The organism is Streptomyces coffeae (assembly GCF_016741875.1).
Taxonomy (GTDB): domain Bacteria; phylum Actinomycetota; class Actinomycetes; order Streptomycetales; family Streptomycetaceae; genus Streptomyces; species Streptomyces coffeae.
On sequence record NZ_JAERRF010000004.1, the window covers coordinates 49548 to 62594 of the forward strand.

Annotated in this window: 10 protein-coding genes; 7 read left to right on the forward strand and 3 right to left on the reverse strand. The window is 73.1% G+C overall.

The genetic code is table 11. From position 1 onward, the window contains the following. The first annotated feature begins 59 nt into the window (after positions 1-59). From JK363_RS07270 to JK363_RS07280, 3 genes are all read left to right on the forward strand, one after another. On the forward strand, positions 60-506 hold the full coding sequence (locus tag JK363_RS07270; RefSeq protein WP_201872772.1) for a GNAT family N-acetyltransferase: 447 nt from the start codon (positions 60-62) through the stop codon (positions 504-506). 13 nt (positions 507-519) lie between these two features. Then, positions 520-1101 carry a histidine phosphatase family protein gene (locus JK363_RS07275; RefSeq protein WP_201872774.1) on the forward strand — a complete coding sequence of 194 codons (582 nt, stop codon included), beginning with the start codon at positions 520-522 and terminating at the stop codon, positions 1099-1101. Positions 1102-1294: 193 nt separating this feature from the next. Continuing rightward, positions 1295-1804: an allene oxide cyclase barrel-like domain-containing protein gene (locus JK363_RS07280; RefSeq protein WP_201872776.1), complete on the forward strand. Its 510-nt coding sequence runs from the start codon at positions 1295-1297 to the stop codon at positions 1802-1804. A gap of 53 nt (positions 1805-1857) precedes the next feature. On the opposite strand, the gene JK363_RS07285 is transcribed toward JK363_RS07280, so the two are convergent. Continuing rightward, positions 1858-3102, reverse strand: a complete 1245-nt coding sequence (locus JK363_RS07285; protein ID WP_201872778.1) for a beta-ketoacyl-[acyl-carrier-protein] synthase family protein — start codon at positions 3100-3102, stop codon at positions 1858-1860. A gap of 340 nt (positions 3103-3442) precedes the next feature. Between JK363_RS07285 and JK363_RS07290 the strand changes: the two genes are divergently transcribed. Then, positions 3443-5662, forward strand: a complete 2220-nt coding sequence (locus JK363_RS07290; protein ID WP_201872780.1) for an NADP-dependent isocitrate dehydrogenase — start codon at positions 3443-3445, stop codon at positions 5660-5662. 117 nt (positions 5663-5779) lie between these two features. Here the strand turns inward: JK363_RS07290 and JK363_RS07295 are convergent, their stop codons facing one another. Beyond that, a complete protein-coding gene (locus JK363_RS07295; protein ID WP_201872782.1) occupies positions 5780-7018 on the reverse strand; it encodes an SUKH-4 family immunity protein in 1239 nt (412 codons plus the stop codon). Positions 7019-7059: 41 nt separating this feature from the next. On the opposite strand from JK363_RS07295, the gene JK363_RS07300 reads away from it, so the two are divergent. Then, complete coding sequence (locus JK363_RS07300; protein WP_236075620.1) at positions 7060-8703, forward strand: hypothetical protein; 1644 nt, start codon at positions 7060-7062, stop codon at positions 8701-8703. Here the strand turns inward: JK363_RS07300 and JK363_RS07305 are convergent. Continuing rightward, positions 8622-10598, reverse strand: a complete 1977-nt coding sequence (locus tag JK363_RS07305; RefSeq protein WP_201872784.1) for a HEAT repeat domain-containing protein — start codon at positions 10596-10598, stop codon at positions 8622-8624. The two genes, JK363_RS07300 and JK363_RS07305, sit on opposite strands and share 82 nt — an antisense overlap. Positions 10599-10816: 218 nt before the next feature. On the opposite strand from JK363_RS07305, the gene argC reads away from it, so the two are divergent. Together argC and argJ are read left to right on the forward strand one after the other, a co-directional pair. Beyond that, on the forward strand, positions 10817-11845 hold the full coding sequence (gene argC / locus JK363_RS07310; protein ID WP_201872785.1) for an N-acetyl-gamma-glutamyl-phosphate reductase: 1029 nt from the start codon (positions 10817-10819) through the stop codon (positions 11843-11845). Then, positions 11842-12999 carry a bifunctional glutamate N-acetyltransferase/amino-acid acetyltransferase ArgJ gene (gene argJ, locus JK363_RS07315; RefSeq protein ID WP_201872787.1) on the forward strand — a complete coding sequence of 386 codons (1158 nt, stop codon included), beginning with the start codon at positions 11842-11844 and terminating at the stop codon, positions 12997-12999. Before argC ends, argJ begins: the two co-directional genes overlap by 4 nt. The last annotated feature ends 48 nt before the right edge of the window (positions 13000-13047 follow it).

A 13047-nucleotide genomic window follows, 5' to 3' on the forward strand; every position in this document is an offset into this window, starting at 1 on the left:
CCCCGGTCACGGGGGAAAACCGGTCGCCCCGCCGCCGGGCGGCTGATAGGAACGCCCCCATGACCGACGGCTTCGAGATATCCACCGACCCGGCGCGGCTCGACCCGGCCCGTATCCACCACTGGCTGTCCACCGACGCCTACTGGGCCCTCGGCCGCGCCCGGGAGAAGCAGGACCGGGCGATCGCCTCCTCGCTCAACTTCGGCGTGTACGACGCCGCCTCGGGCGCCCAGGTCGCCTACGCCCGCGTCCTCACCGACTACGCCACCTTCTCCTGGCTGTGCGACGTCTACGTCGACCGCTCCGTCCGCGGCAGGGGTCTCGGCACCGATCTGGTCACCGCCGTCCGCGACCATCTCGCGCCGTACGGGCTGCGCCGCATCCTGCTGGCCACCGAGGACGCCCACGACGTCTACCGGAAGGTGGGCTTCGAGCCGCTGGACGTCCCGTCCCAGTGGATGCACCTCCTCTTCGCCCGGCAGCCGTCCGCCCGCGACGTGGTGTGAATACCATGCCGGGATGACGTTCCGGTTCACGCTGGTCGCCGCCGCCCGCAGCTCCTCCCGGCTCGGCGAGCGGTTCGACGACGAACGACCCCTGGACATGGCCGGCCGCATCGCCGTGGAGCGGGCCGCGCCCACCCTGCTTCCGCTGGCCGCGGCGGAGCTGCGCTACTGCTCGCCGTCGCCGCGCAGCCGGGAGACCGGCGACGCCCTCGGCTTCACCCCGCTCGCCCAACTCGCCCTGCGCGACTGCGACATGGGCCGCTGGCGGGGCCGTACCCTGGCGGATGTGATGGCGCGCGAACCGGCGACGGTGGACGCTTGGCTCGCCAATCCGCGTTCCGCGCCGCACGGCGGTGAATGCCTGCTGGACTTCATCACCCGCGTCGGCGGCTGGCTGGACACCCGCCCGGCCGAGCACCACACCAAGATGCTCGCCGTCGCCGACCCCGGGGTCATACGCGCGGCCATGATGTACGCGCTCAAGGCACCCCCGCACTGCTACTGGAACGTGGACATCCAGCCGCTGTCCACCCTCACCCTCACCGGCCGGCCGGGGCAGTGGCGGCTGCGGATGGACGGTGACGCGCTCCGCTGACCCGAGAGCGCGCCGAGGGCGCGCCGGGGATGCGCCGCACCGCCGCGCTGCGCCGACCGGGGGCGGCCGTTCACCTGGATGATCCTGGCCGGTCGCCGTGATGCGCGGCCCCGGTGAGGATCATTCCGGAGCGTGTCCGCGGTGTGACACAGGGTCAGACCGGGCGGGCTCCACGAACCTCGGGAGACGTACGATGCCCCGCTTTGCCCCCCTCGCGCTGAGCGCCGCCGCTCTGGCCACCACCCTCGTCTGGGCTTCCCCGGCGGTGGCGGCCGCGCCGGTTCCCGTCGGCGGACACTCCGCGAACACTGGCCGCGAGCAAGTCCTCGAACTGGTCGCGCGGCAGACCCAGATCACCTTCATCGACAACGATGGCCCCGGCACCAGCCAGGGGGACGAACTCGTCCTGGCCGGGGATCTGTTGCGGGGCTCCGCCGTGGTGGGGAGCTTCGACGAGGTCTGCACCCTGACCCGGGTCGGCCCCGTGCCCGACACCTTCAGCCAGCAGTGCGTGGGCACGCTCAGCCTTGCCGACGGGGACCTCACCATCCAGGGGGTGGTCAGGGTCACCGCGGCCGGTCCCGGCGTGGTGACGGTCGCGATCACCGGAGGCACCGGGCGCTATCGCACGGCCCACGGATACATCAACGCCGTCAACACCAGCGACACCGAGACCGATCTCACCCTCCACATCATCCGCTGAGCGCGGAAAGCGGCCGGTGAGCCATGGAATCCCGGACCACCGGCCGTCCCGCGTCAGGGCGCGGAGGTGAAGACCAGCGAGGCGTTGTGGCCGCCGAACCCGAAGGAGTTCGCCAGCGCCGCCGTCAGCGGGCCGCGCCGGGGGCCGCCGGCCACAACGTCGAGCTTCACCTCTGGGTCGAGGGTGTCCAGATTGCGGGTCGGCGGGATGGCACCGTCGCGTACCGCGAGAATCGCGGACAGCGCGCCGACGGCTCCCGCCGCCCCGAAGAGATGGCCGGTCATCGACTTGGTCGCGGTGACCGCCGGATGCGGCCCGATGGCCTCGGCGATGGACCGGGCCTCGACCAGATCGCCCTGGGGGGTCGAGGTGGCGTGGGCGTGGATATGCCCGACCGCGAGCGGTGACAGCCCCGCCGAGGCCAGCGCCCTCCGCATCGCGCGGACCTGACCCTCGGGGTGGCCCGCGGTGATGTGGTACGCGTCCGAGGTGACACCCGCGCCCGCGAGCGCCGCATGGGCTCGTGCCGCCCGCGCCGCGGCGAACCCGGCGCGCTCCAGCACCACCACCGCCGCACCCTCCCCGATGACAAAGCCGTCGCGGTCCACATCGAACGGGCGGGAGGCCAGGGCGGGTTCGTCATTGCGGGTCGAATGCGCCCTGGCCTGGGCGAACCCGGCCAGCGGCAGTGCGCAGACACAGGCTTCGGTGCCGCCCGCCACCACCACATCGGCCCGGCCCAGCCGGATCAGATCCAGGCCCATCGCGATGGCCTCGGCCCCCGAGGCACAGGCGCTGACCGGGGTGTGGGCGCCGCCGCGCGCGCCGAGCTCGATGCTGACCCAGGCCGCGGGCCCGTTCGCCATCAGCATCGGCACGGTGTGCGGCGACACCCGCCGCACCCCCGACCTCTCCAGGACATCGTCCTGGCCCAGCATGGTCAGCGCCCCGCCGGTGCCGGTCCCGATCACCACGGCCAGCCGCTCCGGATCGACGCCGGGCGTCCCCGCGTCCGCCCATGCCTCCCGCGCGGCGATCAGCGCGATCTGCTCACAGCGGTCCAGCCGCCGCGCCTGGACCCGGTCCATCACCTCGGTGGGCTCGACGGCGAGCCGGCCCGCGATCCGCACCGGCAGCCCGGCCGCCCACTCCTCCTCGATCGGGCCGATCCCGGACCGCCCGGCCAGCATCGCCTCCCAGGTCGAGGCCACGTCCCCGCCCAGCGGTGTGGTGGCCCCGAGCCCGGTGACCAGCACCGGTTCGGCCACCGGGCCGGGATGGGTGTGCGCTGTGGACATTCAACAACCCCCTTTGTCGCAGTGATACAACCCCTCCCATGGGTCGGAGCGGGTGGGGTGGTGTCCCCACGGCCAATCTGCCAGGGGTATTGAGCGTGAGCGTATGTTGTCCGGCATCGAGAGTGGCGCCGGAGAATTGTAGGGATCCCTTATGGCGGGGTGTGGATCTCTCCGGTCCGAGCGCCCTCCACGGACCGGATGCCGCCGCGAGCGCCGGTGCGCGGCCGCGACCATGCCCAGCGTCACACGGCCGATTCCCGAGGGCTCTTTCGAGAGGGACCCGAACACGAGATATCTTGATGTCGAGCAATGTTGCAGACGTGGAGGAGCGGAGCACCCGGTGACTGACTCGACGATCATCTACACGCACACCGACGAGGCCCCGGCCCTCGCGACGTATTCCTTCCTCCCCGTGATCGAGGCGTACGCCTCGACCGCCGGGGTCACCGTCGAGCGCCGGGACATCTCCCTGGCCGGACGGATCATCGCTCAGTTCCCCGAGCGTCTCGAAGAGGGCCAGCGGATCCCCGACGCCCTCGCCGAGCTGGGCGAGCTCGCCAAGACCCCCGAGGCGAACATCATCAAGCTGCCGAACATCTCGGCGTCGATCCCGCAGCTGAAGGCCGCGGTCGCCGAGCTCCAGCAGCAGGGCTACGCGCTCCCGGACTACCCGGACGACCCGAAGACCGACGAGGAGCGCGACATCCGCGCCCGCTACGACAAGGTCAAGGGCAGCGCCGTCAACCCGGTGCTGCGCGAGGGCAACTCCGACCGCCGCGCCCCCGCCTCGGTCAAGAACTACGCCAAGGCGCACCCGCACCGCATGGGCGCCTGGACGGCCGACTCCAAGACCAACGTCGTCCACATGACCGGCGACGACTTCCGCTCCACCGAGAAGTCCGCGGTCATCGCCGAGGACGGCACCCTGCGCATCGAGCTGGCCGGTGACGACGGCTCCACCACCGTGCTGCGCGAGTCGGTACCGGTGCTCGCGGGCGAGGTCGTGGACGCGTCCGTGATGCGCGTGGCCGTGCTGCGGGAGTTCCTCGCCGCGCAGGTCGCCCGCGCCAAGTCCGAGGGCGTGCTGTACTCGCTGCACCTGAAGGCCACGATGATGAAGGTCTCCGACCCGATCGTCTTCGGCCACGCGGTGCGCGCGTTCTTCCCGAAGACCTTCGCCGCCCACGGTGAGACCCTGGCCGCGGCCGGTCTGACCCCGAACGACGGCCTCGGCGGCATCCTCAAGGGCCTGGAGTCCCTCCCCGAGGGCCCGGCGATCAAGGCGTCCTTCGACGCCGAGCTGGCCGAGGGCCCGGAGCTGGCCATGGTCGACTCCGACCGCGGCATCACCAACCTGCACGTCCCGAGCGATGTCATCGTGGACGCCTCCATGCCCGCCATGATCCGCACCTCGGGTCATATGTGGGGCCCGGACGGCGAGGAGGCCGACACCCTCGCGGTCATCCCGGACAGCAGCTACGCCGGGATCTACCAGGTCGTCATCGACGACTGCCGCGCCAACGGCGCCTTCGACCCGGCCACCATGGGCTCGGTGCCCAACGTCGGTCTGATGGCGCAGAAGGCCGAGGAGTACGGCAGCCACGACAAGACCTTCGAGATCCCCACCACCGGTACCGTCCGCGTCCTGGACGCCTCCGGCGCCGTGGTGCTGGAGCAGGTCGTCAGCACCGGTGACATCTTCCGGATGTGCCAGACCAAGGACGTGCCGATCCGCGACTGGGTCAAGCTGGCCGTCACCCGCGCCCGCGCCACCGGCGACCCGGCCGTGTTCTGGCTCGACGAGGGCCGTGCCCATGACGCCAACCTCATCGAGAAGGTCACGGCGTACCTGACCGAGCATGACACCGAGGGCCTCGAGATCAAGATCCTCTCGCCGGTGGAGGCGATCACGTTCTCGCTGGAGCGGATCCGCCGCGGCGAGAATACGATCTCGGTCACCGGCAACGTCCTGCGTGACTACCTGACCGACCTGTTCCCGATCCTCGAGCTCGGCACCAGCGCCAAGATGCTCTCCGTCGTCCCGCTGATCAATGGCGGCGGGCTGTTCGAGACGGGCGCGGGCGGCTCGGCTCCCAAGCACGTCCAGCAGCTGGTCAAGGAGAACTACCTGCGCTGGGACAGCCTGGGTGAGTTCCTGGCCCTCGCGGTCAGCTTCGAGCACCTCGCGCAGAAGACCGGCAACGCGCGCGCCCAGGTGCTCGCGGACACCCTGGACCGCGCCACCGGCAGCTTCCTCAACGAGAACAAGTCGCCGAGCCGTCGCGTGGGCGGGATCGACAACCGCGGCAGCCACTTCTACCTGGCCCTGTACTGGGCCCAGGAACTGGCCAAGCAGACCGACGACGCCGAGCTCGCGGGCGCGTTCGCGGCCCTGGCCAAGACGCTCACCGAGCAGGAGCAGACCATCGTCGACGAGCTGATCGCCGTCCAGGGCTCGGCCGCCGACATCGGTGGCTACTACCAGCCCGACGCGGCCAAGGCGTCGGCGGTCATGCGGCCGTCGGCCACCCTCAACCAGGCCCTCGCCACCCTCGGCTGACGCCGACGACGCGAGCGCCCGGCGCCGTTTCCTCCGCACCGCCCCGGCCGGCATCCGCCCGGCCGGGGCGGCCGTGGTTCACCGGTGCGCCGCCGAAGCCCAGTCGGCTGCCGAAGCTCAGTGGGACAGCAGCCCGCCGGTGTACGGATCCTCGGCCAGCATCCGCCACGAGTGCGCGGAGGTCCGGAACGCCTCCGGGTCCACCGCCTCCACCATCGCGTCGACCCGGCTGCTCAGCAGGGCGAACGGATCGAACACCCGCCAGGTGTCCGCGGCGGCCCCGTGGTCCCAGTGGTGCCACTCGTCGCGCAGCCGCTCATAGATCCACCAGGCGTACAGCAGCGCCGACAGATCCCGGTTCAGATAGGCCGCGGGCTCGCCCTCCCCGTACCAGTCCGGCAGCTCCAGCCGTCCGGTGGCACCGTCGAGGGCGACCGCGAGGTCATGCGGCCACCATCCGATGGCCAGGAAGTCGCGCTGGTGGCTCCGGCCCGTGGCCGTGCCGGAGCCGTCGTGGTCCGCCCCCGGCTCCCCTGTCCCCGCGAAGGTGTCGGGGTGGGCCTCCGCCATGGTGCGCAGCGGCTCGTCGCCGACGCTGAACAGCTCACCGCCGAGCGGCAGTCCGCTCTCGGTGAGCAGCCGCCGGGTCGGTTCATGGGTCAGCCGGTCCGGCAGCTCCTCCGGGCGGTAGTGGCGCACCCGGCCCTCGCCGTCCAGCCGCGCGAGGTCCCGCACCAGGTCCGGATCGAAGAGGTACGCCGGCCCGTCCGCCGGACCGGGCCGGGCGCCCCAGGCCAGGGAACGCACCAGCAGACAGGTGCGCCAGTGCGCGGGAGCGGCCTCGGCGCCGAACAGCTCCGGGTCGGCGGCGCGCAGCCGCCCCGCGGCGGCCTCGATCACCTCGGCCAGGGCACCCGGGCCGCGGCGCCCGTCATACGCGTCGGCCCGCAGCGCGGACTCCGACACCCACTCACAGGTGTCGAGCAGCTCCGCGAGGGCGGGCAGTGAGGAGGCCAGCGGATCGTGGACCAGCTCCGCCCCCGCCGGGCCACGGGAGGTGGCCCCGGCCCACCCGGCCAGCACCACCGCACCGGTGGCGCCGTCGAGCACCACCCGGCTGCCGCAGTAGTCGGTCGTGCCGAGCACCAACAGCCGCCCATCGCCGATGAGTTGGCCGCCGTGGGTGGTGAAGGGCGCCGGCCCGGCCCCGCACAGCGCGGTGAAGTCGAGGTCGGCGGCGACCTCGGGCAGCCCGCGCTCGACCAGGAACTCCCGGCTCGGCCCATGGGTCAGCCCGTCCGGCAGTGCCTCCGCCGCCAGTCGGCACCCGTTTCTCGCCGTCGGTCCGGTGTCCATAGTCCGCCTCCCCCGAGATAGCGAGCTGCCAGTATGACGTCATGTCGAACTCGCGAGCGATGCATGAGGGAGAGCGGACCATTCGCATGCTGTGCGGCCTCGCGGCCAACCCCGCCCTGCCGCCGGAGCTGATCGACCGACTGATCGCGCTCACGGATATCGCGGACATGGCGGCGGAGGCCGGGGACGCCTCGTTCACCGACCTCGCCGACAGCCTGGCGGGCCGCGCGGACCTCAGCCGTCCGCAGTCGCTGGCTCTGGCCGCGCGGTCGGAGGGGGCCGCCGTATCGCTCGCGTACGAGGGCAAGCTGACCGCCGGTGACGTGGACCCCGTGACCCGGCCGCAGGCCGCGCTCGCGCTGCTCGACCAGGGGGCCGGACGGTCCGAGTGGGCCCGCCGGTTCGCGGTGGACCCGGACGCCGGGCACCGGGTGACGCTGGCGGGCTGCCCCGGACTGCCGCCCGATGTGGTGGAGACACTGGCCGCCGACCCCGACCTCGATGTGGTGGCGGAGCTCGCGCTCTTCGCCCCGCCGGAGGTGGCCGCCCGGCTCGCGGAACATCCGCACACCGCGGTCCGCTGCGCGGTGGCGGCGAACGAGGCGACACCACCGGCCGTACTGGCCGCCCTCCTCACCGGCGACGGGCTGCCGCCCGCGCGATGGTGCCCGGACTGTGCCCCCGAACCGGGTGGCGCCGCGCCTCCGGACGCCCCGCACGGCGGGGACCATGAGGCCGGCGTGCAGACCATCCGTCAGCTCGCCCTGCGGAATCCGGCCACCCCCACCGAGGCCGTCATCGCCTTCGCCGACGACCCGTCCGCCGTGCTGCGCTGGGAGTTGGCCGCCCGCGCCGATCTGCCGCCCGGGACCGGCGCCCGGCTCGCCACCGACCCCCTCCCAGGCGTCCGCGGCGACCTCGCCGCCAATCCCGCCATCGACGAGGCCCTGATCCGTACGCTCGCCACCGACCGCGTCGACACCGTACGGCGCGACCTCGCACACCATCCGCGGGTGCCGCTGGACGTCCTCGCGGACCTGGCCCGCACCACCCGCATCGGCCCCACCCTGCTGCCGCGTATCGCCGCCGCGTCGGCCGCGGAGGTCACCGCCCTGGCCGCGTCACCGCATCCCGCCGTCCGGATGCTCCTGGCCGTACGCCGCGATCTGCCGCCCGCGATCCGCGACGCGCTGGCCACCGACCCCGACGCCAAGGTCCTCGCCGCCATCGCGCCCCACCCGGGCCTGCCGGACGCCCTGTTGCACACCATGGCCGACCGCCACGGTGTCCGGGTGGCCGGGAAGGTGGCGGCCAACCCCGACGCCTCACCGGCCCTGCTGGAGGAGCTGTCCCGCCGTGAACCGCCGGCGCGCAAGGCCCTCCGCGAGATCGCCCGGCACCCCCACGCCACACCCCGGGCGCTCGCCGTCTGCCTCACCGACCCCCGCGCCCGCCCCCTGGCCGCCGCCCACCCCGCCCTGCCGTCCCACATCGCCACCGATCTGCTCACCGACTCCGACGACGAGGTGGCCGAAGCGGCGGCCACCAACCCCGCCCTGCCCCGCGCCACCATGGACCAACTGATCGCCCGGGGCGAAGCGGCTCACGCGGCCGCCGCGAGCAACGCGGCAACGGCCGCGCGGAGGGACTCGTCCTCGGTGAAGGCCCGCCACCCGGCGAAGTAGTGAAGACGGCGGTCGTCGTCCGGCACCTCGCACAGCAGACGCGCGGCGGGCCGGGCGGCGGGGCCCATACGGGTCAGGTACCGCACCGCGGCGAGGATGACCGGCAGGTATCTGCCGTCGGCCAGCGGCCGCACGGCCGTCAGCAGGGCGGGGACGGTGTGCTCGGTGTCGCCTGTCGCGGCCCAGAGGGCGTGGGCGGCCTCGACCCCGGTCCAGTCGCCGACGGTGGTCAGCGTCCGCAGCCGGTCCGCGTAGCGGGCGGCGTACGGGCCGAGGTCCGCCAGTCTGCGCAGGGCGGTGAGGGGGGAGCCGCCGTCGGCAGCGGCGGGACCCAGCACGGACAGGGCCACATCGGGCTCACCACCGGTCTTCCAGTACGCCCACGCGGCGAGTTGCGCATCGGCGCCACCGTCGAGCACCCGGGCCCGCAGCAGTTCACATGCGGCGCTGTCCGCCGCCCCGATCCCCGCCAGGGCCGTCGCCGCCGCCGTCCACCGCCGGTCGTCCGCCAGCAGCGGCACCAGCCGCGGAACGGCCGGCTCGGCAGCGGTTCCCCAGGAGGCGAGCACCGTGCCGAGTTCGGCGCGCAGATCGTCCTCCGTGGCGGTGCCGAGCCGGTCGCAGATCACCGGCAGCAACGGTTCGGCGTGGTCCGGAAGGCGGGCGAGAACCTCATGGAGCGCGGGCAGCGCGGGGTAGTGAACGCCTCCGCGTGCGCTGCTGTACGCGGAGACCCAGGTGAAACCGGGGCGGGCGCCCATCAGCAGCTCGATCACGGCCGGTACACAGCGCGGGTCGGTCATCCGGGCCAGGGCCCACAGCGCCGCGTCGCCGACCGTGCCGTCCCGGTGAGCCGCCGGGAGCCCGGGGTCCTCCAGCAACCCGGCGACCGCGTCCGCGTGGGCAGCGGCCGACGGTCCCAGGCACGCCAGCAGCTCCGCCGCCAGAAACCGCGCCTCGGCGGCCGGGTCGTCCAGCCGCGCCGCCAGGGCGGGCAGCAACGCGGCGGTGGGTGACCGCCACTCCACCAGCAGCCCGCCCGCCTGTTCCAGCGCGCCGATCCGCTGCGCCTCGTCGGGGTGGTCGGCCAGCAGGCCCAGGACGAAGGCCGGGGACGGGCCCGTGAGCAGGGCGGCCGTCATCGCCTGGGCGCCCCTCGCCCCGCCGTTGTCCACCATGCTGGTGCCCTGCCACTCGGCCACGCTCGGATGCCGGATCGCCGCCAGGACGAGGTCCAGCTCTCGCGCCGGAAGGCCGGGCTCGCCCGGTGCCAGGGCGTGCACCGCCGCCAGCCGCACCTGCGGCTCCGGGCCGTGCAGCAGACCGCGCAGCAGATCGTGCACCCGGGCGGCCTCCGGACCGGCCGGTTCACGCAGGGCCGCCCGGCCGAGTGCGAGGACCAGGTCCAGCCGGGACTTCGGCTCCTCCTCGGTCTCCCAGCACCGCAGCAGCGCGGGCAGGACAACCTCTCCGGGGCTCTGGCAGACACCGAGGATCTCGGCCGCGGCGCGGCGGATCTCCGCCGCCGGGTCGGCCAACAGGGCCAGGACGTCCGGCAGTACACGTGCCCATGAGGGCGCCCACCCGGGATCCAGGAACCGTTCGGCGACCTGCCCGGCCTCGTACGCCAGCATCGCCACCAGGTCCAGCACCGCGCGACGGCTCGGCACCTCCGGCCGCGCGGCAAGCCGCAGCAGAAACGGGAGCGCGGCCGAGGCGGTCGGGCAGATCCAACCGCCCTGGTGGTAGAGGAGATCGAGCAGGTCGTCCGCCGCGCTGTCGGCGTCCACCGGATCCGGCCCGGCACATCGGCGCAGCAGGTCCGGTACGTCCTCGGCGGATCCGTAGCCGTGGCTCAGCCCCGCCCAGCCGACCGCGTCCAGCCCCTCCCGCATACGCCGTCTCCTTCGCCGCTTCCCCTCCCGTGGTCAGGCCGGGACGGGGCCGCCGGGCCGGAACCGCTCCACCCCGACGATGTGCCGCACCTTGACCGGGCGCACGATCACCGCGACCCGCTGCCCGGGAGGCTACCAACCATGATCGTCACGACGATTCGGCTTTGCATAAAACTGCCCTCGATCGTATAGTCATGCCATACCTGAGGAGGACAGCGATGGCGGTACGTGCTGCGGTGGCAGGGGCGAGCGGATACGCGGGCGGCGAGCTGCTGCGTCTGCTGCTGGCCCACCCCGAGGTGGAGATCGGCACCCTGACCGGCAACTCCAACGCCGGACAGCCGCTCGCCGCCCTCCAGCCGCATCTGCTCCCGCTCGCCGACCGAGTGCTCGAGCCGACCAGCGCGGACGCCCTGGCCGGGCATGACGTGGTCTTCCTGGCGCTGCCGCACGGGCAGTCCGCCGCCGTCGCCGAGCAGCTCGGGGACCAGGTCCTGGTCATCGACTGCGGCGCCGACTTCCGGCTGGCGGACGCGGCGGACTGGGAGAGGTTCTACGGTTCACCGCACGCCGGTACCTGGCCCTACGGCCTCCCCGAGCTGCCCGGGGCCCGCGCCGCGCTGGAGGGGTCCAAGCGCATCGCGGTTCCGGGCTGCTATCCGACCGCCGTCTCGCTCGCGCTCTTCCCCGCCTACGCGGCGGGCCTCCTCGAGCCCGAGGCCGTGATCGTCGCCGCCTCCGGCACCTCCGGCGCGGGCAAGGCGCCCAAGCCGCATCTGCTGGGCAGCGAGGTCATGGGCGCCATGAGCCCGTACGGCGTGGGCGGCGGTCACCGCCACACCCCCGAGATGATCCAGAACCTCTCGGCCGCGGCGGGCGAGCGTGTCTCCGTCTCCTTCACCCCGACCCTCGCGCCCATGCCCCGCGGCATCCTGGCCACCTCCAGCGCCAAGGTCAGGCCCGGGGTGACGGGGGAGTCGCTGCGGGCCGCGTACGACAAGGCGCTGCGGGACGAGCCGTTCGTCCGGCTGCTGCCCGAGGGCCAGTGGCCCTCCACCGCCGCCGTCCACGGATCCAACGCCGCACTGCTCCAGGTCGCCCTGGACGAGGCGGCCGGCCGCGCCATCGTGATCAGCGCCATCGACAACCTCACCAAGGGCACCGCGGGTGGCGCGGTGCAGAGCATGAACATCGCCCTCGGCCTCCCCGAGGAGCTGGGACTTTCCACGATCGGAGTCGCTCCATGAGCGTTACGGCCGCCAAGGGCTTCACCGCCTCCGGCGTCGCGGCAGGGATCAAGGAGAACGGAAACCCCGATCTCGCCCTCGTCGTCAACAACGGGCCGCGCCTCGCCGCCGCGGGCGTCTTCACCTCCAACCGCGTCAAGGCCGCCCCGGTGCTCTGGTCCGAGCAGGTGCTCAAGGGCGGACAGATCTCCGCGGTGGTCCTCAACTCCGGTGGCGCCAACGCCTGCACCGGTCCGCTCGGCTTCCAGGACACCCACGCGACCGCCGAGAAGGTCGCGGACATCCTTGGCCACAGCGCGGGCGAGGTGGCCGTCGCCTCCACCGGGCTGATCGGCATCCGGCTGCCGATGGACGCCCTGCTGCCCGGTGTGGAGAAGGCCGCCGCCGCCCTCTCCCCGCACGGTGGCGAGAAGGCCGCCATCGCCATCAAGACCACCGACACCGTGCACAAGTCGGCTGTCGCGCAGAGCCCGGACGGCGCCTGGACGGTCGGCGGCATGGCCAAGGGCGCGGGCATGCTCGCCCCCGGCCTGGCCACCATGCTCGTCGTCCTCACCACCGACGCCGATGTGGACACCCCCGGCCTGGACACCGCGCTGCGCGCCGCCACCCGCACCACCTTCGACCGGGTGGACTCCGACGGCTGTATGTCCACCAACGACACCGTGCTGCTGCTGGCCTCCGGCGCCTCCGGGGTCGCCCCCGGCCAGGCCGAGTTCGCCGAGGCCGTCCGCGCGGTCTGCGACGACTTGGCCCGCCAGCTGATCGGGGACGCCGAAGGCGCCTCCAAGGACATCCGGATCGAGGTCATCGGCGCGGCCACCGAGGACGACGCCGTGGAGGTGGGCCGCTCCATCGCCCGGAACAACCTCCTCAAGTGCGCCATCCACGGCGAGGACCCCAACTGGGGCCGGGTGCTCTCCGCGATCGGCACCACCTCCGCCGCCTTCGACCCCGACCAGCTCAACGTCGCCATCAACGACGTATGGGTCTGCAAGAACGGTTCGGTCGGCGAGGACCGCGAGCTGGTCGACATGCGCTACCGCGAGGTCCGGATTACTGCGGACCTTGCGGCAGGCGGTGAGTCTGCGGTGGTATGGACGAACGACCTGACGGCCGACTACGTCCACGAGAACAGCGCCTACTCCTCTTGACGTTCCCGCTTGGTTGTCGCGGGTCCCCGCCGTCGCCGACGAGGGTTC

Excerpts from the sequence above, each read along its gene's own strand:
- JK363_RS07270 (WP_201872772.1), top strand. The coding sequence starts at position 60 with ATGACCGACGGCTTCGAGATATCCACCGACCCGGCGCGGCTCGACCCG.
- JK363_RS07275 (WP_201872774.1), top strand. The coding sequence starts at position 520 with ATGACGTTCCGGTTCACGCTGGTCGCCGCCGCCCGCAGCTCCTCCCGG.
- JK363_RS07280 (WP_201872776.1), top strand. The coding sequence starts at position 1,295 with ATGCCCCGCTTTGCCCCCCTCGCGCTGAGCGCCGCCGCTCTGGCCACC.
- JK363_RS07285 (WP_201872778.1), bottom strand. The coding sequence starts at position 3,102 with ATGTCCACAGCGCACACCCATCCCGGCCCGGTGGCCGAACCGGTGCTG.
- JK363_RS07295 (WP_201872782.1), bottom strand. The coding sequence starts at position 7,018 with ATGGACACCGGACCGACGGCGAGAAACGGGTGCCGACTGGCGGCGGAG.
- JK363_RS07300 (WP_236075620.1), top strand. The coding sequence starts at position 7,060 with ATGTCGAACTCGCGAGCGATGCATGAGGGAGAGCGGACCATTCGCATG.
- JK363_RS07305 (WP_201872784.1), bottom strand. The coding sequence starts at position 10,598 with ATGCGGGAGGGGCTGGACGCGGTCGGCTGGGCGGGGCTGAGCCACGGC.
- argC (WP_201872785.1), top strand. The coding sequence starts at position 10,817 with ATGGCGGTACGTGCTGCGGTGGCAGGGGCGAGCGGATACGCGGGCGGC.
- argJ (WP_201872787.1), top strand. The coding sequence starts at position 11,842 with ATGAGCGTTACGGCCGCCAAGGGCTTCACCGCCTCCGGCGTCGCGGCA.